Raw genomic sequence first — 21,992 nt, forward strand, 5'->3', positions numbered from 1 at the left:
GTGGGCTAAAGTGCCGGGAAACGCTTGTCGCGGCGCGCGGTGTGGTCCCTTGTGCGAGCAGAATCTTCCCGCACAAATCCCGCACGTGAGTGCATAACTAATTGATTCATATGGTGGTTTGTGTGCCCGTTCGAGGCACCACGCGATCGGCTTCCAGAGACCGCAGCGCATGGGCATGTTTGTGCAGGAACTGTTGAACCCGGGCGTTCGCAAGCGCGAAGTCTTCGGCTGGTCGATGTACGACTTCGCCAACTCGGGCTACACCACCGTCGTCCTCACTGCCGTCTACAACGCCTACTTCGTCGGCGTCATCGCCAAGGGCCAGCCGTCGGCGACGCTGCTCTGGACTGTGCTGATCGCCGTGTCCAGCTTCCTCGTGATGGTGACGATGCCGGGCCTGGGCGCCTGGGCCGATGCGCACGGGGCGAAGAAGAAGCTGCTCGGCATCTGCACGCTCGGTTGCGTGCTGTCGACCGCCGCGCTGGCGGTGTTCGGTGCCGATCAGTTGTGGTGGGCGGCCACGGCCGTCATCCTCTCCAACGTCTTCTTCTCGTACGGCGAATCGCTGATCGCGGCGTTCCTGCCGGAGCTCGCGCGGCGCGATGCGCTCGGGCGCGTGTCGGGTTGGGGTTGGGCCTTTGGTTATCTGGGCGGGATGCTCGCGCTCGGTCTATGCCTGGGCTACGTGCTGAGCGCGCAGGCGCGCGGCGACTCTGCCGATCACTTTGTGCCCGTCACGATGCTGATCACCGCCGGCCTGTACCTGCTCGCCGCGTTGCCGACCTTCCTGTTGCTGCGCGAGCGCGCCGATCCCTGCGCCACGCGCCGCGCCGCGCGCATGGGGTCAGGTCTTTCCCAGCTGTGGACTTCCTGGCAGCGTGCCCGCGCGTACCCCGATTTCCTGCGCCTGCTGGCCTGCGGGACCAGCTATCAGGCCGGGATCGCCGTCGTCATCGCGCTCGCGGCCGTCTACGCCGAACAGGCGCTCGGCTTCTCGCAAGCACAGACGATGACGCTGGTGTTCCTCGTGAACATCGCCTCCGCTGTCGGCGCGTTCCTGTTCGGGTACTACGAGGACCGCATCGGCCACCAGCCCGCGCTCGCGATGACGCTGGTGGGCTGGATGGTCATGACGCTGCTGGCCTTCCTGGCGACGAGCGCCTGGCTGTTCTGGATCGCCGCGGTGATCGCGGGGCTGTGCATGGGCTCCAGCCAGTCCTGCGGCCGTGCGCTGGCGGGGGCGCTCGCGCCCCACGATCGCCTGGCCGAGTTCTTCGGCCTGTGGACCTTCGCCACGCGTCTCGCCGCGATCATCGGTCCGCTGACCTACGGCGCGGTCACGGTGCTGACGGCGGGCAACCATCGGCTCGCCATCCTCGCGACCGGCGTCTTCTTCGTTCTGGGCTACTGGCTGCTGAGACGCGTCGACATGACGCGAGGTCTCGCGCGAGCGTTGATCTGAGTTCGCGCCGAGCGCGACGCTCAGGTCGTGAGGCGTGTCGCCGTGACGTCGCGCCAGCGGAGCGCCTCACGCGCCAGATGCTGCAACGGTGCGGGGTCGCCCGTGCTTTCGAGCACGATCGCCGCAGGCCCTGAAGCGACCGGGCCGAGGCTCTCCCACACGCGCCGGGCTTGACGCGCCACGGCGTCCTCGATGTTGAGCAACTGCACGCCGTCGCCGAGCGCGGCCTGGATGCGCGCCTGCACCAGCGGATAGTGGGTGCAGCCCAGCAGCACCGTGTCGACGTCGCGCTGCCGCAGCGGCGCGCAGAAGCGTTCGATCAGATCGCCGAGTTCGGCGCTGCGCAAATCGCCTCGCTCGATCAGCGTGACCAGTCCGGGGCAGGGTTGGCTAATCAGCTCGACGTCGCTCGCGTGGGCCGCGACGAGCTGCTCGAAACGTCGACTCGCGATCGTTGCCGTCGTTGCCATCACGCCGATGCGGCCATTGCGCGTCGCGGCCACGGCCGGCTTCACGCCCGGCTCGATGCCCACGACCGGCCAGTCCGGCCAGCGTTCGCGCATGGCCTGCACGGCGTGCGCCGTCGCGGTGTTGCAGGCCACCACCGCCATGCGCGCGCCGACCTCGCGCAGGCGCTCGGCCACGCGCACGCTGCGCTCGACGATGTACTCGCTGCTGCGGTCTCCATACGGCGCATGCGCCGTGTCCGCGACGTAATGCAGCGGCACCTCGGGCAACTGCTCGCGCAGCGCCTTCAGCACGGTCAGCCCGCCGACGCCGGAATCGAAGACCCCGATGCAAGGGACGCGAGGGCGGAGGTCCGGGGGGCTTGCGAGCTCACTCGCGGGGGAGTTCTGGGGAGCGCTGGAGGGAGGGGGCAGGGCAGGCACGGGACTCGCGGCGTGATCGTGAGGAGGGGCGAAGCGGTGTGTCGGGAGCGCAGTCTAGAGGAATCCCTCATTCCTGCCGTGAACCGCTTGGCAGCCGCGGCGCTATGGCTAGAATAGAACGATCGTTCGTTTTATTTTCGAGCCAGCGCCGAGGAGACGCTCGCGGATTTCCGGGATGCCCGGGACGGGAGCAGGGGTGCATGACGGCTGGGAGACACGGGAGCGCCCCGGGGCTCCCATAGAATCTGATTAACGTTAACGTCAATCCGCTTGGAGTGCTTCGATGAAGGTATTGGTCCCCGTCAAACGAGTCGTCGATTACAACGTCAAGGTGCGCGTCAAGAGTGACGGGACCGGCGTGGACATCGCCAACGTGAAGATGTCCATGAACCCCTTCGACGAGATCGCCGTCGAGGAAGCCGTCCGCCTGAAGGAGAAGGGCGTGGTCACCGAGGTGATCGCCGTCTCCTGCGGCGTCACGCAGTGCCAGGAAACCCTGCGCACCGCGATGGCCATCGGCGCCGACCGCGCGATCCTGGTCGAGACCCCCGCCGACCTCGAACTGCAGCCGCTGGCCGTGGCCAAGCTGCTGAAGGCGCTGGTCGACAAGGAGCAGCCGCAGCTGGTGATCCTGGGCAAGCAGGCCATCGACGACGATTGCAACCAGACCGGCCAGATGCTGGCCGCGCTGACCGGCCTGCCGCAAGGCACTTTCGCGTCGAAGGTGGAAGTCGCCGACGGCAAGGTCAACGTGACGCGTGAAGTCGACGGCGGCCTGGAGACGGTCAGCCTGACGCTGCCCGCGGTCGTGACGACCGACCTGCGCCTGAACGAGCCGCGTTACGTGACGCTGCCCAACATCATGAAGGCGAAGAAGAAGCAGCTCGACGTGGTCAAGCCCGCCGACCTGGGCGTGGACGTGTCGCCGCGCATCAAGACGCTGTCGGTCGCAGAGCCGCCCAAGCGCAGCGCCGGCATCAAGGTGCCGGACGTCGCGACCCTCGTGACGAAGCTGAAGACCGAGGCCAAGGTCATCTGAGCCCCAGAACAAGATCCGGAGATAAGACATGACCATCCTCGTCATCGCTGAACACGACAACGCCTCGCTCAAGGGCGCCACGCACCACGTCGTCACCGCCGCCGCCGCCATCGGCGGCGACGTGCACGTGCTGGTCGTCGGCTCGAACGCCGGCGCCGCCGCGCAGGCCGCCGCGAAGATCTCGGGCGTCGCCAAGGTCCTGCACGCCGACGGCGCGCAGTTCGCCGACGGCCTGGCCGAGAACGTCGCCGCCCAGGTGATCGCCATCGCCAAGGACTACTCGCACCTGCTGTTCCCGGCCACCGCCGCCGGCAAGAACGTCGCGCCGCGCGTCGCCGCGCTGCTGGACGTCGGCCAGGTGAGCGACATCACCAAGGTCGTCGGCCCCGACACCTTCGAGCGTCCGATCTACGCCGGCAACGCGATCGCGACCGTGCAGTCGACCGATGCCGTCAAGGTGATCACCGTGCGCACGACCGGTTTCGACTCCGCGGCCGAAGGCGGCAGCGCTGCTGTCGAATCGCTGTCCGGCGTCGCCGACAGCGGCAAGAGCAGCTTCGTCGGTCGTGAGGTCACGAAGAGCGATCGTCCCGAACTGACCGCCGCCAAGATCATCGTGTCGGGCGGCCGCGCGCTGGGCAGCAGCGACAAGTTCAATGAAGTGCTGACTCCTCTGGCCGACAAGCTGAACGCCGCGCTGGGTGCTTCGCGCGCCGCCGTGGACGCGGGTTACGCGCCCAACGACTGGCAGGTCGGCCAGACCGGCAAGATCGTCGCGCCGCAGCTGTACATCGCCGCCGGCATCTCCGGCGCGATCCAGCATCTGGCCGGCATGAAGGACTCCAAGGTGATCGTCGCGATCAACAAGGATCCGGAAGCGCCGATCTTCTCGGTGGCCGACTACGGCCTGGAAGCCGACCTGTTCGTGGCCGTGCCCGAACTGGTGAAGGCCCTCTGATCGATCGCTGAGAAACGCGACGGCGAAGACCGTCGCAGACAAGACCAAGGGCGCCCGCCGACGACGCGCGGCGCCCTTTTTTCATCCGGAGACAACCCCCATGACCTACCGCGCCCCGATCAAGGACATGCTGTTCGACATGCAGGCCCTGGCCGGCCTGCAGACGCTGGCCGAGCAGATCCCCGCGTTCGCCGACCACGGCCTGGACACCGCACAGGCGGTGCTCGAGGAATCGGCCAAGCTGAACGAGGACGTGATCGCGCCGCTGAACGTCGAAGGCGACAGGAACCCCTCGTACTGGAAGAACGGCGAAGTCTTCGCAACGCCCGGCTTCAAGGCGGCGTTCAAGCAGTACGCCGAGGGCGGCTGGCAGGGGTTGCAGCATCCGGAGGCCTATGGGGGTCAGGCCTTGCCCAAGACGATCGGCGCGGCCTGCGGCGAGATCGTGCAGGCGGCCAACGTCAGCTTCGCGTTGTGCCCGCTGCTGACCGACGGCGCGATCGAGGCCTTGCTGGTCGCCGGCTCTGAAGAGCAGAAGCAGACCTTCATCCCCAAGCTGATCTCCGGCGAGTGGACCGGCACGATGAACCTGACCGAGCCGCAGGCCGGCTCGGACCTGGCGATGGTGCGTACGCGCGCGGAGCCGCAGGGCGACGGCACCTACAAGGTCTTCGGCACCAAGATCTTCATCACCTGGGGCGAGCACGACATGGCGGACAACATCGTCCACCTCGTCCTCGCACGGGTGCCGGGCGCGCCGGAAGGCGTGAAGGGCATCAGCCTGTTCCTGGTGTCCAAGTTCCTGGTGAACGCCGACGGCTCGCTGGGCGCGCGCAACGACGCGCACTGCGTGTCCATCGAGCACAAGCTCGGCATCAAGGCGAGCCCGACGGCGGTGCTCCAGTTCGGCGATCACGGCGGCGCCATCGGCACGCTGATCGGCGAAGAGAACCGCGGCCTCGAGTACATGTTCATCATGATGAATGCGGCCCGCTTCGGCGTCGGCGTGCAGGGCATCGCGGTGGCGGACCGGGCCTACCAGAAGGCGGTCGAGTACGCGAAGGACCGCGTGCAGTCGCGTCCGGTCGACGGCTCGTCGAAGGACGCCGCGGCGATCATCCAGCACCCCGACGTGCGTCGCATGCTGATGACGCAGCGCGCGCTGGTCGAAGGCTGCCGCGCGATGGCGATCGACGCCGCCGCGGCCTACGACATGGCCCACCACCACGAGGACGCCGAGACCCGCCAGCAGGCGCAGGCCTTCTACGAGTTCATGGTGCCGCTGGTGAAGGGCTACAGCACCGAGATGAGCCTGGAGGTCGCCTCGCTGGGTGTGCAGGTGCACGGCGGCATGGGCTTCATCGAGGAGACCGGCGCGGCGCAGTACTACCGCGACGCGCGCATCCTGCCGATCTACGAAGGCACGACGGCCATCCAGGCCAACGACCTGGTCGGCCGCAAGACGGTGCGCGACGGCGGCGCGTTCGCGCGCAGTGTCGCGGCGCAGGTCGAGGAGACCGAAGGCGCGCTGGCCGCCAACGGCAGCGCCGACGCGCTGGCGGTGCGCACGCAGCTGGCAGCGGCACGCGCGGCCTTCGTCGAGGTCGTCGATTTCATCGCGGCCAACGGCAAGGCCAAGCCGAATGCGGCCTTCGCCGGTTCGGTGCCCTACCTGATGGTGGGCGGCAACCTGATGGCGGGCTGGCAACTGGCGCGCTCGCTGCTGGCCGCACAGGAGCTGAAGGCGACCGGCGAGGACGTCGCCTTCATGGACGCCAAGATCGTCACCGCGCGCTTCTACGCCGAGCACATCCTGCCCCGCTGCGCCGCGCAGCGCGACGCGGTCGTCAACGGCGCGGACAGCGTGATGGCCCTGCCCATCGACGCGTTCTGATCCCGCTGTATCCGGATTCATCCAAGAGGAGACACGAGGTGGCACTTCCCCCGCTGTTCAACAAGCTGCGTCTGCCGGTCATCGGCTCGCCGCTGTTCATCATCAGCAATCCCAAGCTGGTGATCGCGCAATGCAAGGCCGGCATCGTCGGCTCGATGCCGTCGCTCAACGCCCGTCCGGCCGAGCTGCTCGACGACTGGCTCGCCGAGATCACCGAGACGCTCGCGGCGTGGAACCGGGACCATCCGGAGAAGCCGGCGGCGCCGTACGCGATCAACCAGATCGTCCACAAAAGCAACGACCGGCTCGAGCACGACATGCAGGTCTGCGCCAAGTACAAGGTGCCCATCGTGATCACCTCGCTGGGCGCGCGCGAGGACGTCAACGCCGCGGTGCACGGCTGGGGTGGCATCGTGCTGCACGACATCATCAACAACAAGTTCGCGAAGAAGGCGATCGAGAAGGGCGCCGACGGCCTGATCGCCGTCGCTGCGGGGGCGGGCGGCCATGCCGGCGTGAAGAGCCCCTTCGCGCTGATCCCGGAGATCCGCGAGTGGTTCGACGGCCCGCTGGCGCTGTCGGGCGCCATGGCCAGCGGCGACGCGATCCTTGCGGCGCGGGCGATGGGCGCGGACCTTGCGTACATCGGCTCGGCCTTCATCGCGACCGAGGAAGCGCGCGCGTCCGACGACTACAAGCAGATGATCGTCGAGAGCAACAGCGACGACATCGTCTACAGCAACCTGTTCACCGGCGTGCACGGCAACTACCTGAAGGGCTCCATCGTCAAGGCGGGCCTGGATCCGGAGAACCTGCCCGAGAGCGATCCGACGAAGATGAACTTCGGCGGGAATGGGGCCAAGGCGTGGAAGGATGTCTGGGGCAGCGGCCAGGGCATCGGCGCGGTCCGCGAGGTGCTGCCTGCCGGTGAACTGGTGGCGCGCTTCGGCCGCGAATACCAGGCGGCGCGGGAGCGCCTCGCGCTGGCCTGACGACACGGGCGGCACACGCCGCTTCACCCCCTCGACGCCCCGCCTAGCGGGGCGTTGTCGTTTCTGCCTTTTCCCGTTCTCCGTTTCCCTCTTCCATTTCGCGTATCCCCCGCCGTACTCCGTCCGGTTGTGCGTCCGTTCACGATCTGGCGGGGAATGCCCCCTCACCAGGGGGTGGGCAAGCGCTGCACATCGCCCGTTCTGCGCGATTGACGACCCCATCGAGCTGCCAATCGACCGCCTCTGAGGCCGGTCGGCGCCTGGATCCGTTGAAAACTTCACGGCTCGACGATTTCACAAGGTGATTGCTACTTTCGCATTGCTGAACTCGATAGACCTGAAATGTAAGCGGTGGTTTCATGAGCGGACATTTCGTCGTCAGGGAGAGCAAACAAATGAAATTGGCCGACGTCCGGATCGGGTCACGTCTTGCCGCGGCATTCGCGGTCGTCTTCGTGCTGCTGCTGGTCATCCTCGGGGTGGGGATTCGCGTGATCGACGGGGTCAACGCGACGATGGGGCGGGTGGTCGAGGACCGCTACGCGCTGATCGCGCTGACCACCCAGGTCAAGAGCGTGGGGGACCGCGGTGCGATCACCATCGGCCGGCTGCTGCTGGCGGCGACGCCCGAGGCGACCAAGAAGTACATGGACGAGTACGCGGGGATCCGGCAGACCAACTCGGACAACCTCGCCCGGCTCGAGAAGATGCTGGCCGACGACGAGAGCAAGGCCCTCTTCGCCGAGCAGTCGACGGCGCGCAAGGAGTACGGCGCGCTGGTGCGCAAGATCTTCGACCTGCTGGCCGCGGGCGACCGCGACGGCGCGATGGCGATCTATCAGGACCAGTTGGCCGGACCGCAGGCGCGCTACTACGCGCTGATCGACAAGATGGTCGACTTCCAGGCCGCCCGCATGGCCGCGGACGTGGCCGAGGCCAACGAGCGCTCGCAGGGCGCCAAGCTCGACATGATCGTGGCGTCGGCGCTGGCGCTGCTGATGGGCGTGGCGACCGCGTTCTTCATCACGCGTTCGATCACTCAGCCGATCGAAGGCGCCATCGAGCTGGCCGAGCGCGTCGCCGCCGGCGACCTGACCTACCGCATCCGCGCCAACGGCAAGGACGAGGTGGCGCGGCTGATGTCCGCGCTGCAGAACATGGTCGAGAACCTGCACCGCATCGTGACCGAGGTCCGCACCGGCGCGGACACCATCGCCAACGCGGCGCAGGAGGTGGCGCAGGGCAACCAGGACCTGGCGGCTCGCACAGAGCAGCAGGCCGCGGCGCTGGAGGAGACGGCCTCGGCGATGGAGCAGCTGACGGCGTCGGTGCGCATGAGCGCGGACAACGCCGGCGAGGCCGACCGCTCCGCGTCGTCGGCGTCGGGCATCGCGACGCAGGGCGGCGAGGTGGTGGGCCAGGTCGTGCAGACGATGAGCTCCATCTCGGCGGCGTCGCGTCGCATCGTCGAGATCATCGGTGTCATCGACGGCATCGCGTTCCAGACCAACATCCTCGCGCTCAACGCGGCGGTCGAGGCGGCGCGCGCCGGCGAGCAGGGCCGCGGCTTCGCGGTCGTGGCGTCGGAGGTGCGCAGCCTGGCGCAGCGTAGCGCGACGGCGGCCAAGGAGATCAAGCGGCTCATCGACGACTCGGTGTCGCAGGTCGAGGCCGGCGGCCGCATGGTCGAGCAGGCCGGCCAGACGATGCAGCAGGTCGTGGGCAGCATCCGGCACGTGAGTCACATCGTGACCGAGATCAGCGCCTCCAGCCGCGAGCAGAGCGCGGGCATCGAGCAGGTCAACGCGGCGGTGGTGCAGATGGACGACTCGACGCAGAAGAACGCCTCGATGGTCGAGCAGAGCACCGCCGCGGCGCGTGCGCTGCAGGAGCAGGCGCACCAGCTCAACGATGCGGTCCGTGCCTTCGCGCTATGAGGACGCCGTGCGCGCCTTCGCGCCATGAGGACGCGATGCGCGCGCGACGCATGAAGGCGCGGTGATCGCGTCTTGAATCCGCGAGCGGCGGCCGCGCGCCGTCGCTCAGGTTGGAGGGGACTGGAGACAGGACCGGCCGCAGAGCCGGAGGTCGCGCAGCCCGGGAGGATCCGACCGTCGATCGATCGCCGGCCTGCGAAGGCCGCGAGGGATCGGCACAGGTGCCGCAGAGCGCCATGGGGTCGCCCGCGAGGCGTGACGAGCAGGGCTCATCCGAGCCGCGTCAGTCAACGTCAAGGGAGTCGACATGTCCGTGAACACCTCGTTCGGGCGCCACGCCTGGGCGCTCCGCTGCCGTTTCGATCGCGACACCGATCCGTCGGAGGCGATCGCACCGTCAGCCGCATCACCGTCTTTCTCATCGTCCGATTCACCGCGCCTGCGGCCCGGCATCGCCGCGCTCATCGACGCGTTCCGTCGACACGGCCATCGCCACGCGCGGCTCGATCCGCTGGGTGATCCGCCCGGCGTGTCGGGTGCCGACCCGGTGCGACGCGCCGGCTTCGGCAGCGACGTCGTCGAAGACGTCGACGCGTTCCATCTCCTGCGCTTCGGTCTGGCCGCCGAAGACTCGGTGACCGATGACGGCGCCACCGTGCTCGGCGTCGCCGACGCGGGAGCGCTGCACCGTCGGTTGAGCGCGCTCTACTGCGGATCCTTGACGCTCGACCTGAGCGCCGTGCGCGACGAGTCCCGCCGCGCGTGGTGGAGCGCTCGTTTCGAAGCGGACGACGCGCCGCTGTCCACCGATGCGGCACGCGCGCTGCTGCGTCGATTGGCGCGTGTTGAAGGCTGGGAGCGTCATCTGGCGAAGCGCTTCCCGCACGGCAAGCGCTTCTCGCTGGAGGGCAACGAGGCGCTGCTGCCCCTGCTCGACACCCTGCTGGAGGCGGCGGTGGCGCAGGGCGTCGATCAGGTGCTGATGGGTATGCCGCATCGCGGCCGCGTGAATGTGCTGGCCAATCTGATGGGGCATCCCGTCGACGCGCTGATCGACTACTTCGAACCCGCGCCGGCGCATCCGGAGCGGCAGCGCGACCTCGTCTACCACCTGGGCGGCACGTCGCGCGTGCAGACCGCGCACGGCGCGGTGCGCCTGCGCCTGGCGAGCAACCCCTCGCACCTGCAGAGCGTCTACCCGGTGGTCGTCGGCATGGCGCGCGCTGCGCGGTCCGCGGCGGGCGAGCGGCCGGAGCGGTGCATGGCGGTCGTGATGCACGGCGACGCCGCCTTCGCGGGGCAGGGCGTGGTGATGGAGACGCTGGCGCTCGGCCTGAAGCCGGGTTACGAGGTGGGCGGCGTGATCCACGTCGTCATCAACAACCAGCTGGGTTTCACCGAGCCGAATCCGATGGACGCGACCTCGGCGCGCTATTGCACCGATGCGACGCGCGGCGTGGATGCGCCGGTGCTGCGCGTGCATGCCGACGATCCGGAGGCGGTGCTGCGCGCGGCGCGGCTTGCGGTCGACTACCGCGCCCGCTTCGGCACCGACGTCGTGATCGATCTGGTCGGTTACCGGCGCCTGGGCCACTCGGAGCACGACGTGCCGCAGCTCACCAGTCCGGCGCTGTACCGGCGCATGCCGGCGAAGGCGGGCGTGACCGCGCTGTACGCGGAACGTTTGACGACGGAGCAGCGCCTTCGCGATGACGAGAGCGCGGCCATCGCCGCGGAGGTCGATGCCTTCGACCCGACGCAGCCGCTCGACAGCGCTGCGCCGATCGCTGACGACGCGATGTTGATGTCCACGCTCGAGAAGCGCGCGCCCATCGGCGATCTGCACGATGTCCTGGAAGCGCTGGCGCAGCTGCCGGAAGGGTTCGATCCCCACGCGCTGCTGCGCGACCAGGCCAGCCGGTGGCGGGGGATGGCCGACGACGCCCGCCGTCCCGCCGACTGGTGCACGGCGGAGACGCTCGCCTGGGCGCAGGTCCTGCGCGCGGGCGTGGGGGTGCGGATCTCCGGCCTGGACGTGCAGCGCGGCACCTTCCTGCATCGACACGCGGTGTGGCATCACCAGGGACGGGAGGTCGATACAGGTGGCCTGTCGGTCGCAGGTGAGGGAGAGAAGCGCGGCGATCCTCGAATCGGTGGACCTTCGACGTGGACGCCGTTGTCGCGTTTCGCCTCCGAAGGCGCGCGGCTGGAGGTCGTCAATTCGCTGCTGGCCGAAGAGGCGGTGCTCGGTTTCGAGTACGGGCACAGCGTTCAGTCGCGCGACGTGATGACCGTGTGGGAGGCGCAGTTCGGCGACTTCGTCAACGGCGCGCAGGTCTACCTCGACCAGTACCTCAGCTCCGGCGAGGAGAAGTGGGGCGACACGTCCGCGCTGACCGTGCTGCTGCCGCACGGCTATGAAGGCGTGGGACCGGAGCACTCGAACGGTTTCCTCGCGCGCCTCCTGCAGCTGTGCGGCGCGGACAACCTGCGGGTAGCGATGCCGTCGACGTCCGGTCAGTACGCGGCGCTGCTGCAACGCCAGGCGCTCGACCCGGTGCGCAAGCCGTTGATCGTGATGACGCCCAAGGCGGTGCTGCTGGGGGAGCCGCGCAGTTACACGCCGGTCGGCGTGCTGGCGGCCAGCGGTTTCGAGCCGGTACTGGACGACGACACCGTCGACGGGACGCAGGCCGGCGCGGTGCGGCGCGTCGTGCTGAGCAGCGGCAAGGTGCACTACGACCTGCTGAGCGCGCGTCAGGCGATGGCCGGCTCGCTCGCCGATCCGATGGCCGGCGCGACGGCGCTGGTGCGTGTCGAGCAGCTCTACCCGTTCCCGCGCGAGGCGCTGGCGGCGGTGCTGCAACGCTACCCGCTCGTCGAAGAGATCGTGTGGACGCAGGAAGAGACGCGCAACCAGGGGCCGTGGCACTTCGTCCGCGATGAGCTCGACGGGCTCCTGCCCGCCGGAGCCCGTCTGCGCGAGGTCTCCCGCGCCGTGACCGCGGCGGGCGCCACCGCTTCGCCGGTGATCCACCGGTGGCAGCAGGCGGAACTGGTCCGCCGGGCCTTCCTCACTTGATCGTCGTGAACCGCGCTTCCGGCCGATCGTCCGAGCGGTGCGGCGTCGTGACGCTCTTCTTCATCGCCCACGGGCGCACCTGATGGTGCAGCGGGATGAAGAAGACCTCGTCGCGGATGCGCACGAGGCCTTCCTTCAGCAGCGCGTTGCGCTTGGCCACATCGCCTTCGACCTTCGCCGCGTCGATGATCTGGTCCAGTTTCGCGTCGCTCAGGCGGAAGTAGTTCCCGCTGCCGTCCGCGCCGCCCGCGCGCGTACGCGCCAGCGACTGCATCGTGTACAGCGCGTCATACGTCGGCACGCCCCAGCCGTACAGGAACAGCGGGTACTCGAAGGCCTGCAGCTTCGGGCTGAAGGTGCTGAACGACTCGGTCTGCAGCCGCGCCTTGATGCCGACCTTGCTCCACATCGACACCACGGCGAGGCAGATCTCCTCGTCGTTGACGTAGCGGTTGTTGGGGCAGTTCATCGGCACGTCGAAGCCGTTCGGGTAGCCGGCCTCGGCCAGCAGCTTCTTCGCGCGTTCGGCGTCGACCTTGGTCGGGACGTCGATGTCGGGCGCATTGCCGTTCACGCCCGGCGCCACCATGATGCCGGCCGGCACCGACAGGCCGCGCATCGTCGCACGCTTGATCGCCTCGCGGTCGATGGCCAGCGACAGCGCTTCGCGTACCCGCTTGTCCTTGAACGGGTTCTTGCCGGTCACGCTGCTGCCCTTGAGCTGCTCGCTGCCCTGGTCCATGCCGATGAAGATCGTGCGGGTCTCGCTGCCTTCCGCGACGCTGAGCTTCGGATCGGCCTTCAGCCGGCCCACGTCCTGCGTCGGGATGTCGGACAGCAGGTCCACGTCGCCCGACAGCAGCGCCGCGACGCGCGTCGGATCCGACTTGATCGGCGTGTAGATGACCTCGTCGACGTTGGTCGCGTTCTTCGCGTCCCACCACTCCTTGTTCTGGACCATGGTGATGCGCTGGTCCGGTTGCCAGTTGGTGATCCGGTACGGCCCGGTGCCGTTGGCGTTGCGCGTGGCGAAGGTCTCTTCCTTGGCCTTGAAGTCCGGCAGGTTGGTCGCCTTGTTCTTGTCCGCCCAGGTCTTGCTCATGATGCGGAAGTCGACGAACTGGCGCAGCAGGATCGGGTTGGGCGCGGCCAGAATCACGTCGATGGTGTGGCTGTCGACCTTCCTGACCTCGGTGACGCCGGCCACGAACGGATGCATCGTGCCCACGGGCTGCTTGATGCGCTGGAACGAGAACACCACGTCGTCCGCGGTGAACGGCGAGCCGTCGTGGAACTTCACGCCCTTGCGCAGTTCGAAGCGGACCTGCGTCGGGCTGATCTGCGTCCACTTGGTGGCCAGCGAAGGCTCGACCTGGTACTGGCGGTCGTAGCGCGTCAGGCCTTCATAGGCGTGCTGCGCGATCGCATTCGTGGTGCTGTGGTTCTGCGAGTGCGGATCCAGCGTCAGCACGTCGTTCTGGGCGGCCCAGCGCAGCGGGGCGGCGTGGGCGGTCCCGGCCATCGCCGCGAGGGCGGCGACGCACAGGGCGGTCAGAGCGGAACGGGCGGTACGAGCGGATCGGATCGACCCGGAGTGATTCCTCGACATGAGCGGTAGCTCCCTTGGCAACGTCGTTAAGCAAACGTGAAGTCGCCTGGATGCTAGCCGCCGGCGCCGGCCCCCAGGGGCCGACGCGTCTACGGGATTGCCCGGGGTGCGGTCACTTGATGGTCGTGAATCGCGCTTCCGGCCGGTCGTTGGAGCGGTGCAGCGTCTGCAGGTTGGCGCGCATCGCCCACGGCCGCACCTGATGGTGCAAGGGGATGAAGAGGTACTGGTCGCGCGTGCGCACCAGGGCGTCGCGCAGCAGGGCGTTGCGCTTGGGGATGTCGATCTCGCTCTTGGCGGCGTCGATCAGCTTGTCGAGCGCCGGATCGCTGACCTTGGAGAAGTTGAAGCTGCCGTCCGCGCCGCCGCTGCGGGTGCGGGCCAGCGCCTGAAGCGAGTAGAGCGCGTCCATCGTCGACACGCCCCAGCCCAGCATGTACAGCGGCGCCTCGAAGCGCTGGAACAGCTGGCTGTGCTGCGACATCGGCTGCGCGGTCAGCCGCGCGGTGACGCCGATCTTGCTCCACATGGAGACGACGGCCAGGCAGACCTTCTCGTCGTTGACGTAGCGGTTGTTGGGGCAGTTCAGCGGCAGCTCGAAGCCGTTCGGGTAGCCGGCGTCGGCGAGCAGTTTCTTCGCGCGGACCAGGTCGGGCTTGGCGGGCTTGTCCAGCGCGGCGTCGTAGCCGTTGACGCCGGGCGGGACCATCAGCGAGGCCGGCACGGACATGCCGCGCATGATGCTGCGCTTGATGGCTTCGCGGTCGATGGCGATGGAGAGCGCTTCCCGCACGCGGATGTCCTTGAACGGGTTCTTGCCCTTCACCGAGGCGCCGCGCAGTTCGTCGCTGCCCAGGTCCATCGCGAAGAAGATGGTGCGGGTCTCGGGGCCCTCGATCGACTTGAGCTTCGCGTCGGCCTTCACCGCGGCGACGTCCTGCGTCGGTACTTCCGTCAGCAGGTCCACGTCGCCCGAGGTGAGCGCCGCGACGCGCGTCGGATCCGACTTGATCGGGATGTAGCTGACCTCGGTGATGTTGCCCTTGTTCTTGTCCCACCAGCCCTTGTTGATCGTCATCGAGATCTTCTGGTCGGGCTGCCAGGACGTGATCTCGTAGGGGCCGGTGCCGTCGACGTGGCGGCTGGCGTAGTTCTCGTCCTTGGCCTTGTAATCGGCCATCTGCGTCGCCTTGTTCTTCTCCGCCCAGACCTTGCTCATGATCCGGAAGTCGACGAGGTTGCGCAGCAGGATGGGCTGCGGCGAGTCGAGGATCAGGTCGACGGTGAAGTCGTCGATCTTCCTGATCTCCTTGATGCCGGTGACGTAGATCTGCATCGTGCCCTGCGGCTGGCGGATGCGGTCGAAGCTGAAGATCACGTCGTCCGCGGTGAAGGGCGAGCCGTCGTGGAACTTCACGCCCTTGCGCAGCTCGAAGCGGACCTGCGTCGGGCTGATCTGCGTCCACTTCGTGGCCAGGCAGGGCTCGACTTCCCACTGCTCGTTGTAGCGGGTCAGGCCCTCGTAGGCGTGCTGCAGGATGGCGCTGGTGGTGGTGTGGTCCTGCGAGTGCGGGTCCAGCGTCAGCACGTCGTTCTGCGCGGCCCAGCGCAGCGCCACGGCCTGCGCGCCAGACGCGGCGGCCATCGCGCCGAACGCGAGTGCCAAGGAAAGCGCCATGCGGGCGCGGACGAAGCGGGACGCTGTCGGAAGGCGGGACGTCTGGATGCGGGACATGGGCGGACTCCGATGAAGCCTGATGAGGCGATGCTCGGCCCATGCTATGCCCGGCGGGGGCAGGCGTTGCTTAGCGCTTCTCCGGGGATGGCGGCGATGTCGGAGCCGGTGGAGATGGCGCGTCGGAAGCCGGCGAGGCGGGCGGGGTCATCGGCTCGATGTCCGCATCGCAGCCGATGCCCGCGGCGATCATGCGTTGCGCGTAGCGGCGGATCAACCGATTGACGAGGCCTTCCGGCTTGAATGTTCGCAACCCAACATAGCGCGTGGGATGCACCAGCATGCCGCACCGGTACTGCCGCTCGTCCTCGGACCACTGCAGCGCGCGGCAGGTGCCTTCGCGCTTCAGGCTGACCAGCATGCCGAGCGGGCAGGGCTCGGCGAGGCAGCACACGCCGCAGCCGTTGCACGGCGCGCCGACGGCGGGTTTGGGTGGCGCCTCCGGACGGATCCAGATGACGCTGCCTGTTCGGGAGGACATGGCGCACTGTAGACGGGCGCGCGTCGCCTCTTTCACGGGCGTCCTTCCTCGCCGCGCCGCAGCCGCTTCACGGCGTCATTACGTAGACTCGACCTCTCCCTTACCGGGGAGGACCTTACCGAGGAAGACATATGAAGAAGTTCTCTCTGAAACTGCTGGTGCTCGCCGCCGGCTTCGCCGCGCTGGGCGCCCACGCGCAGGAACGCATCCGCATCGGCTTCATGAGCCCGGTCACCGGCCCGCAGGCCGGCTACGGCATCGACAACCGCGACGGTGCGGCGCTCGCCATCAAGGAGCTCAATGCCAAGGGCGTGAAGGTCGGCGGCAAGCCGGTGGTGTTCGAGCTCGACGTCAACGACGACGTGGCCGATCCGCGCCAGGGCGTGCAGGTCGCGCAGGCGCTGGTCGACAAGAAGATCAGGTTCGTGCTCGGTCCCTACAACTCGGGCGTGACCATGCCGGCCTCGCGCGTGTTCTCCGACGGCGGCGTGATCGTGCTGACCGTGGCCTCCAATCCGCGCATCACGCAGCAGCCCAACCAGTCCAACCTGTTCCGCATCGGCGCGACCGACAACCAGCTCGGCGCGAAGATGGCCGTCTACGCGGCGCAGGACCTGAAGGTGAAGACGGTCGCCGTCATCGACGACCGCACCGCCTACGGCCAGGGCGTCGCGCAGGAGTTCACCGCGCAGGCGACCAAGCTCGGCATCAAGGTCGTGTCCAAGGAATTCACCAACGACAAGGCCACGGACTTCAGCAGCATCCTGACCGCCGTGAAGGCCGCCAAGCCGGACGCCGTGTTCTATGGCGGCTACTCGGCGCAGGGCGGTCCGATGCTGCGCCAGATGCGCGGCCTCGGCATCACGGTGCCGCTGCTGGGCGGCGACGGCATCTGCTCGTCGGAGACCGCCACGCTGTCGCAGATCGCGAACGACCTGAACGCGTACTGCACGCAGGGCGGCGCGCTGATCGACCGCAGCGCCAAGGGCAAGCAGTTCCTGGACAAGTACAAGGCCGAGTTCAAGCGCGATCCGCTGACTTACGCGGCGTCGTTCTATGACGGCGCGTATCTGCTGGCCGGCGCGATCGAGGCGACGCAGTCGACCGATCCGAAGAAGGTCGGCGAACATCTGGCGAAGTCGAGCTACGCCGGCGTGGCCGGGGAGTACGCCTACGACGACAAGCACGACCTGAAGTCGTCCGCCGTCACGGTGTTCACGCTCAAGGGCAAGGACGTCGTGCCGTTGAAGAGCCTCTAAAACCCGGGGGCGACTGAGCGCACGCCCGAGAGATCGCCGCCCCCGAAATGAGAAAGGCCCCGTTCCCGGGAGGGAAGGGGCCTTGCGTAGCGGCGCTCTTGGTGTCAGGTCTTGACGCCCAGTTCCCGCAGCCGCTCTTCCAGGTACTCGTGCGCGGTATAGCGATCCGACAGGACCACGTCCTCGCGCGGATGCAGGAACAACGGCAGCGAGACGCGACTCTTCTTCGCGCCTTCGCCGGTCGGGTTGACCACGCGGTGCTGCGTCGACGGGTAGTAGCCCTGCGACGCTTCCTGCAGCATGTCGCCGATGTTGATGATCAGCATGCCGAAGTCGCCCGGCACATCCACCCATTCGCCGTCCTTGCCCTGGACCTGCAGGCCGGGCTCGTTGGCCGCCGGCAGGATGGTCAGCAGGTTGATGTCGCCGTGCGCCGCCGCGCGCAGCGAGCCCGCCGGCTCGTTGCCGGTCAGCGGCGGATACCGCAGCACGCGCAGCAAGGTGTGCCGGCTGTCCTTGATCATGTTGGACAGCGGCTCGCGATAGTTCTTCGCGATGTCGGCCGGGGTGTGCTTCTCCACCCACGACAGCAGCTCCGCCGCCAGGTCGTTGGCGATGCCGTAGTAGCGCATCGCGTCGTCCTTCAGCGATGCCGGCATCCTTCCCCACGGGTAGAGGTGGAAGTACTCCTTGATGTCCTTCTGCGTGTGGCCCTTGGCGGTCTCCGAGATCTCGGTGGAGAAGTAGCCGTCCTGCATCTCCTTGGAGAAGGCCAGCTCGTGCTTCTCGGTCCCGTTGAAGTAGCCGAGCCAGTCGGCGTAGATCTTCTCGACCAGTTCCTGGGGCAGGGGGTGGTTCACCAGCACCCCGAAGCCTGTCTCGTGCAGGGAGCGGGTGAATTGCTCGGCCGCATCCGCGGCGCGGTAGTCGACGACTCGAACTTGCATGTGGGATCTCCTGTGTCCCGGGCAGTCCGCCATTCAATCTCGGGGCGGTACGCCAAGCCGCAGTCTACTGCGTGGAGTTGCTGCCTCGCAAACGTTTGTGAGCCGTGAGGAGCTCGTGAGCCCGCGGGCGCTTGATCCTTGTCATGGACAGGACGCACAAGAAGTGGGCGAACCCGCAACAACACGGGTTCCGGCGTGGTGCTACAGTCCTGCGCTTGTGACTTCAGGTCCTTCCCGTACCCCTTTTCTGGCAACAGCAAAGGCGGGTCGCAATCCGCCAACCGGTCAAGCCGTGTCGCGGAAGGTTCATAACCAGCCGATAGCTCCGGAAGCCGGGGCAGAGGTGAGCGAAAGATGATGCAGCAATACAGCTCGAACTCCTACCTGTTCGGGGGCAATGCTCCCTACGTCGAGGAGATGTACGAGCAGTACCTCGACAACCCGGGCGCCGTGCCCGACAACTGGCGCGCCTACTTCGACGCGCTGCAGCACGTCCCGGCGGTGGACGGCAGCGACAAGCGGGATGTGCCCCACGCCCCCGTCGTCGAGTCCTTCGCGCAACGCGCCAAGGCCAACGCGCTCAACAACAAGGTGTCCTCCGCCGAGCTCGAAGTGGCCGGCAAGCAGGTGCACGTCCAGTCGCTGATCGCCGCGTACCGCACGCTGGGCTCGCGCTGGGCCGACCTGGACCCCCTGAAGCGCACCGAACGCGCCAAGATCGCGGAACTGGAGCCCTCGTCCTACGGCCTCACCGAAGCCGACATGGATCGGACCTTCAGCGCGACCAACACCTATTTCACCAAGGCCGAGCGCATGACCCTGCGCGAGATCGTGCAGGCCTTGCGTGACACCTACTGCGGCTCCGTCGGCGCCGAGTTCATGCATGTCACCGAGCCGACCGAGAAGCGCTGGTGGCAGGAGCGCCTGGAGGCGATCCGCAGCAAGCCGACCTACACGGCCGAGAAGAAGCAGCAGATCCTGGAGCGCCTGACGGCCGCCGAAGGCCTGGAGCGCTACCTGCACACGAAGTACGTCGGCCAGAAGCGTTTCTCGCTGGAAGGCGGCGAGAGCTTCATCGTCTCGATGGACGAGCTGGTGAAGTGCGCCGGCGTGCGCGGCGTCCAGGAGATCGTGATCGGCATGGCCCACCGCGGCCGCCTGAACGTGCTGGTCAACACCCTGGGCAAGATGCCCAAGGACCTGTTCGCCGAGTTCGACCACACCGCCCCTGAAGACCTGCCGTCCGGCGACGTGAAGTACCACCAGGGCTTCTCCAGCGACGTGACCACCCCCGGCGGCCCCGTCCACCTGAGCCTGGCCTTCAACCCGTCGCACCTGGAGATCGTGAACCCGGTCGTCGAGGGCTCGGTCAAGGCGCGCATGGACCGCCGCGGCGACAAGACCGGCGAGCAGGTGCTGCCCGTGCTGGTGCACGGCGACGCGGCCTTCGCCGGCCAGGGCGTCGTGATGGAGACGCTGGCGCTGGCGCAGACGCGCGGCTACTACACCGGCGGCACCGTCCACATCGTCATCAACAACCAGATCGGCTTCACCACCAGCGACCCGCGCGACACGCGCTCGACGCTGTACTGCTCCGACGTCGTCAAGATGATCGAGGCCCCGGTGCTGCACGTGAACGGCGACGATCCGGAAGCGGTCGTGCTGTGCACGCAGCTGGCGCTGGAGTACCGCCAGCAGTTCAAGAAGGACGTCGTCGTCGACATCGTCTGCTTCCGCAAGCTGGGCCACAACGAGCAGGACACGCCCGCGCTGACGCAGCCGCTGATGTACAAGACCATCGCCAAGCACCCCGGCACCCGCCGCCTGTACGGCGACAAGCTGGTGGCCCAGGGCGTGCTGGACGCCGAAGGTCCGGACGGCATGGTCAAGGCCTTCCGCGCCGCGATGGACGAAGGCCGTCACACCGTCGACCCGGTGCTGACCAACTTCAAGAGCAAGTACGCGACCGACTGGACCCCGTTCCTCGGCAAGAAGTGGACCGACAGCTGCGACACCGCACTGCCGGTGGCCGAGTGGAAGCGCCTGGCCGAGAAGGTCACGACGCTGCCGGGCGGCTTCAAGGCCCACACGCTGGTGGAGAAGGTCATCGCCGACCGCGCGGCCATGGGTCGCGGCGACGTCAACGTCGACTGGGGCATGGGCGAGCACATGGCCTTCGCCTCGCTGGTGGCCTCGGGCTACCCGATCCGCCTGTCCGGCGAAGACTGCGGCCGCGGCACGTTCACCCACCGCCACGCGGTGCTGCACGACCAGAACCGCGAACGCTTCGACGAAGGCATCTACATCCCGCTGCAGAACGTCGCGGAAGGCCAGGCCCCGTTCGTCGTGATCGACTCGATCCTGTCGGAAGAGGCGGTGCTGGGCTTCGAATACGGCTACGCCGCCGCCGACCCGCACACGCTGACCATCTGGGAAGCGCAGTTCGGCGACTTCGTGAACGGCGCGCAGGTCGTGATCGACCAGTTCATCGCCTCGGGCGAAGTGAAGTGGGGCCGCTCCAACGGCCTGACGCTGATGCTGCCGCACGGCTACGAAGGCCAGGGCCCCGAGCACAGCTCGGCCCGCCTGGAGCGCTTCATGCAGCTGGCCGCCGACAACAACATGCAGATCGTCCAGCCGACGAGCGCGTCGCAGATCTTCCATCTGCTGCGTCGCCAGATGCTGCGCATGTTCCGCAAGCCGCTGGTCATCCTGACGCCCAAGTCGCTGCTGCGCGCCAAGGACGCCACCTCGCCGGTCAGCGAATTCACCAAGGGTGAGTTCCGCACCGTCATCGGCGAGACGAGCACCGAGATCGACGCCAGCAAGGTCAAGCGCGTGATCGCCTGCTCCGGCAAGGTGGCCTACGACCTGATCAAGGCCCGCGGCGACAAGAAGGACGTTGCGATCATCCGCGTGGAACAGCTGTACCCGTTCCCGCACAAGGCGTTCGCGGCCGAGCTGAAGAAGTACCCCAACCTGGCCGAGATCGTGTGGTGCCAGGACGAGCCGCAGAACCAGGGCGCCTGGTTCTTCGTGCAGCACTACATCCACGAGAACATGGCCGACGGCCAGAAGCTCGGCTACGCGGGCCGTCCCGCCTCGGCCTCGCCGGCCGTCGGCTACGCCCACCTGCACCAGGAACAGCAGAAGGCGCTGCTGGAGCAGGCCTTCGGGAAACTGAAGGGTTTCGTGCTGACCAAGTGAGTCATTGCGGACGCCGCGCGCCGCAATGACACCGGCGCCGGGGACGGGCACACGCTCCCCGGCGACCGGCAGGCGCAAGGCTCCGGTTTACTGAAAAACCGAGAGAAAAAACATCATGGCAATCGTTGAAGTCAAAGTCCCCCAGCTGTCCGAATCGGTCGCCGAAGCGACCCTGCTCACGTGGAAGAAGAAGCCCGGCGACGCCGTGGCCATCGATGAGATCCTGATCGAGATCGAGACCGACAAGGTCGTGCTCGAAGTGCCGGCGCCGTCCGCCGGCGTGCTGGCCGAGCTGGTCGTCGGCGACGGCGGTACCGTCACGTCGGATCAGGTCATCGCCAAGATCGACTCCGAAGGCAAGGCCGGCGCCGCCGCTCCGGCCGCTGCCGCTCCGGCTCCCGCCGCCGCTGCTCCCGCACCGGCCGCCGCTGCCGCCTCGTCGGACAGCAAGGCCGGCGTCGCGATGCCCGCCGCCGCGAAGATCATGGCCGACAACAACC

Annotated in this window: 15 protein-coding genes; 10 read left to right on the plus strand and 5 right to left on the minus strand. The window is 67.8% G+C overall.

Annotation, left to right across the window (positions count from 1 at the left end):
- The first annotated feature begins 169 nt into the window (after positions 1-169).
- Positions 170-1,462 carry an MFS transporter gene (locus VF536_RS00885; protein WP_331612881.1) on the plus strand — a complete coding sequence of 431 codons (1,293 nt, stop codon included), beginning with the start codon at positions 170-172 and terminating at the stop codon, positions 1,460-1,462.
- Between the two features lie 20 nt (positions 1,463-1,482).
- On the opposite strand, the gene murI is transcribed toward VF536_RS00885, so the two are convergent.
- Entirely contained in the window at positions 1,483-2,352 is an 870-nt protein-coding gene (gene murI / locus VF536_RS00890; RefSeq protein ID WP_331612882.1) for a glutamate racemase, read from the minus strand.
- A gap of 283 nt (positions 2,353-2,635) precedes the next feature.
- On the opposite strand from murI, the gene VF536_RS00895 reads away from it, so the two are divergent.
- From VF536_RS00895 to VF536_RS00920, 6 genes are all read left to right on the plus strand, one after another.
- Entirely contained in the window at positions 2,636-3,391 is a 756-nt protein-coding gene (locus tag VF536_RS00895; protein WP_088403557.1) for an electron transfer flavoprotein subunit beta/FixA family protein, read from the plus strand.
- A gap of 28 nt (positions 3,392-3,419) precedes the next feature.
- A complete protein-coding gene (locus tag VF536_RS00900; RefSeq protein WP_331612883.1) occupies positions 3,420-4,349 on the plus strand; it encodes an electron transfer flavoprotein subunit alpha/FixB family protein in 930 nt (309 codons plus the stop codon).
- 100 nt (positions 4,350-4,449) lie between these two features.
- The gene (locus tag VF536_RS00905) at positions 4,450-6,243 is read left to right on the plus strand and encodes an acyl-CoA dehydrogenase (RefSeq protein WP_331612884.1); all 1,794 of its coding nucleotides are present in this window, start codon (positions 4,450-4,452) and stop codon (positions 6,241-6,243) included.
- Positions 6,244-6,281: 38 nt separating this feature from the next.
- Complete coding sequence (locus VF536_RS00910) at positions 6,282-7,235, plus strand: nitronate monooxygenase family protein (protein WP_331612885.1); 954 nt, start codon at positions 6,282-6,284, stop codon at positions 7,233-7,235.
- 395 nt (positions 7,236-7,630) lie between these two features.
- Positions 7,631-9,172: a methyl-accepting chemotaxis protein gene (locus VF536_RS00915; RefSeq protein WP_331612886.1), complete on the plus strand. Its 1,542-nt coding sequence runs from the start codon at positions 7,631-7,633 to the stop codon at positions 9,170-9,172.
- A gap of 307 nt (positions 9,173-9,479) precedes the next feature.
- Positions 9,480-12,254, plus strand: a complete 2,775-nt coding sequence (locus tag VF536_RS00920) for a 2-oxoglutarate dehydrogenase E1 component (RefSeq protein WP_331612887.1) — start codon at positions 9,480-9,482, stop codon at positions 12,252-12,254.
- Here the strand turns inward: VF536_RS00920 and VF536_RS00925 are convergent.
- From VF536_RS00925 to VF536_RS00935, 3 genes are all read right to left on the minus strand, one after another.
- Positions 12,247-13,776 carry an ABC transporter substrate-binding protein gene (locus VF536_RS00925; RefSeq protein ID WP_331612889.1) on the minus strand — a complete coding sequence of 510 codons (1,530 nt, stop codon included), beginning with the start codon at positions 13,774-13,776 and terminating at the stop codon, positions 12,247-12,249. The two genes, VF536_RS00920 and VF536_RS00925, sit on opposite strands and share 8 nt — an antisense overlap.
- A gap of 199 nt (positions 13,777-13,975) precedes the next feature.
- A complete protein-coding gene (locus VF536_RS00930) occupies positions 13,976-15,598 on the minus strand; it encodes an ABC transporter substrate-binding protein (protein ID WP_331612891.1) in 1,623 nt (540 codons plus the stop codon).
- Between the two features lie 70 nt (positions 15,599-15,668).
- On the minus strand, positions 15,669-16,079 hold the full coding sequence (locus tag VF536_RS00935) for a hypothetical protein (protein ID WP_331612892.1): 411 nt from the start codon (positions 16,077-16,079) through the stop codon (positions 15,669-15,671).
- Positions 16,080-16,210: 131 nt separating this feature from the next.
- Here VF536_RS00935 and VF536_RS00940 point away from each other — a divergent pair, with 131 nt between their 5' ends.
- Positions 16,211-17,338, plus strand: coding sequence for a branched-chain amino acid ABC transporter substrate-binding protein (locus VF536_RS00940; protein WP_331612893.1), 1,128 nt, complete (start codon positions 16,211-16,213; stop codon positions 17,336-17,338).
- A 104-nt stretch (positions 17,339-17,442) separates the two neighbouring features.
- On the opposite strand, the gene VF536_RS00945 is transcribed toward VF536_RS00940, so the two are convergent.
- Positions 17,443-18,285 (minus strand): 2OG-Fe(II) oxygenase family protein, encoded by an 843-nt coding sequence (locus VF536_RS00945; RefSeq protein ID WP_331612894.1) that lies wholly within the window; start codon positions 18,283-18,285, stop codon positions 17,443-17,445.
- A 354-nt stretch (positions 18,286-18,639) separates the two neighbouring features.
- On the opposite strand from VF536_RS00945, the gene VF536_RS00950 reads away from it, so the two are divergent.
- Positions 18,640-21,492 carry a 2-oxoglutarate dehydrogenase E1 component gene (locus VF536_RS00950; RefSeq protein WP_331612895.1) on the plus strand — a complete coding sequence of 951 codons (2,853 nt, stop codon included), beginning with the start codon at positions 18,640-18,642 and terminating at the stop codon, positions 21,490-21,492.
- A 115-nt stretch (positions 21,493-21,607) separates the two neighbouring features.
- Positions 21,608-21,992 (plus strand): biotin/lipoyl-containing protein (locus tag VF536_RS00955; RefSeq protein WP_331612896.1); only part of this gene is annotated, 385 nt, incomplete at its 3' end.

The organism is Roseateles sp. (assembly GCF_036486225.1).
Classification (GTDB): domain Bacteria; phylum Pseudomonadota; class Gammaproteobacteria; order Burkholderiales; family Burkholderiaceae_C; genus Roseateles.

Bases quoted from the DNA above. Each gene is read 5' to 3' on its own strand.
- VF536_RS00885 (WP_331612881.1), top strand. From the start codon at position 170: ATGGGCATGTTTGTGCAGGAACTGTTGAACCCGGGCGTTCGCAAGCGC.
- VF536_RS00895 (WP_088403557.1), top strand. From the start codon at position 2,636: ATGAAGGTATTGGTCCCCGTCAAACGAGTCGTCGATTACAACGTCAAG.
- VF536_RS00900 (WP_331612883.1), top strand. From the start codon at position 3,420: ATGACCATCCTCGTCATCGCTGAACACGACAACGCCTCGCTCAAGGGC.
- VF536_RS00905 (WP_331612884.1), top strand. From the start codon at position 4,450: ATGACCTACCGCGCCCCGATCAAGGACATGCTGTTCGACATGCAGGCC.
- VF536_RS00915 (WP_331612886.1), top strand. From the start codon at position 7,631: ATGAAATTGGCCGACGTCCGGATCGGGTCACGTCTTGCCGCGGCATTC.
- VF536_RS00920 (WP_331612887.1), top strand. From the start codon at position 9,480: ATGTCCGTGAACACCTCGTTCGGGCGCCACGCCTGGGCGCTCCGCTGC.
- VF536_RS00925 (WP_331612889.1), bottom strand. From the start codon at position 13,776: ATGGCCGGGACCGCCCACGCCGCCCCGCTGCGCTGGGCCGCCCAGAAC.
- VF536_RS00930 (WP_331612891.1), bottom strand. From the start codon at position 15,598: ATGTCCCGCATCCAGACGTCCCGCCTTCCGACAGCGTCCCGCTTCGTC.
- VF536_RS00935 (WP_331612892.1), bottom strand. From the start codon at position 16,079: ATGTCCTCCCGAACAGGCAGCGTCATCTGGATCCGTCCGGAGGCGCCA.
- VF536_RS00940 (WP_331612893.1), top strand. From the start codon at position 16,211: ATGAAGAAGTTCTCTCTGAAACTGCTGGTGCTCGCCGCCGGCTTCGCC.
- VF536_RS00945 (WP_331612894.1), bottom strand. From the start codon at position 18,285: ATGCAAGTTCGAGTCGTCGACTACCGCGCCGCGGATGCGGCCGAGCAA.
- VF536_RS00950 (WP_331612895.1), top strand. From the start codon at position 18,640: ATGATGCAGCAATACAGCTCGAACTCCTACCTGTTCGGGGGCAATGCT.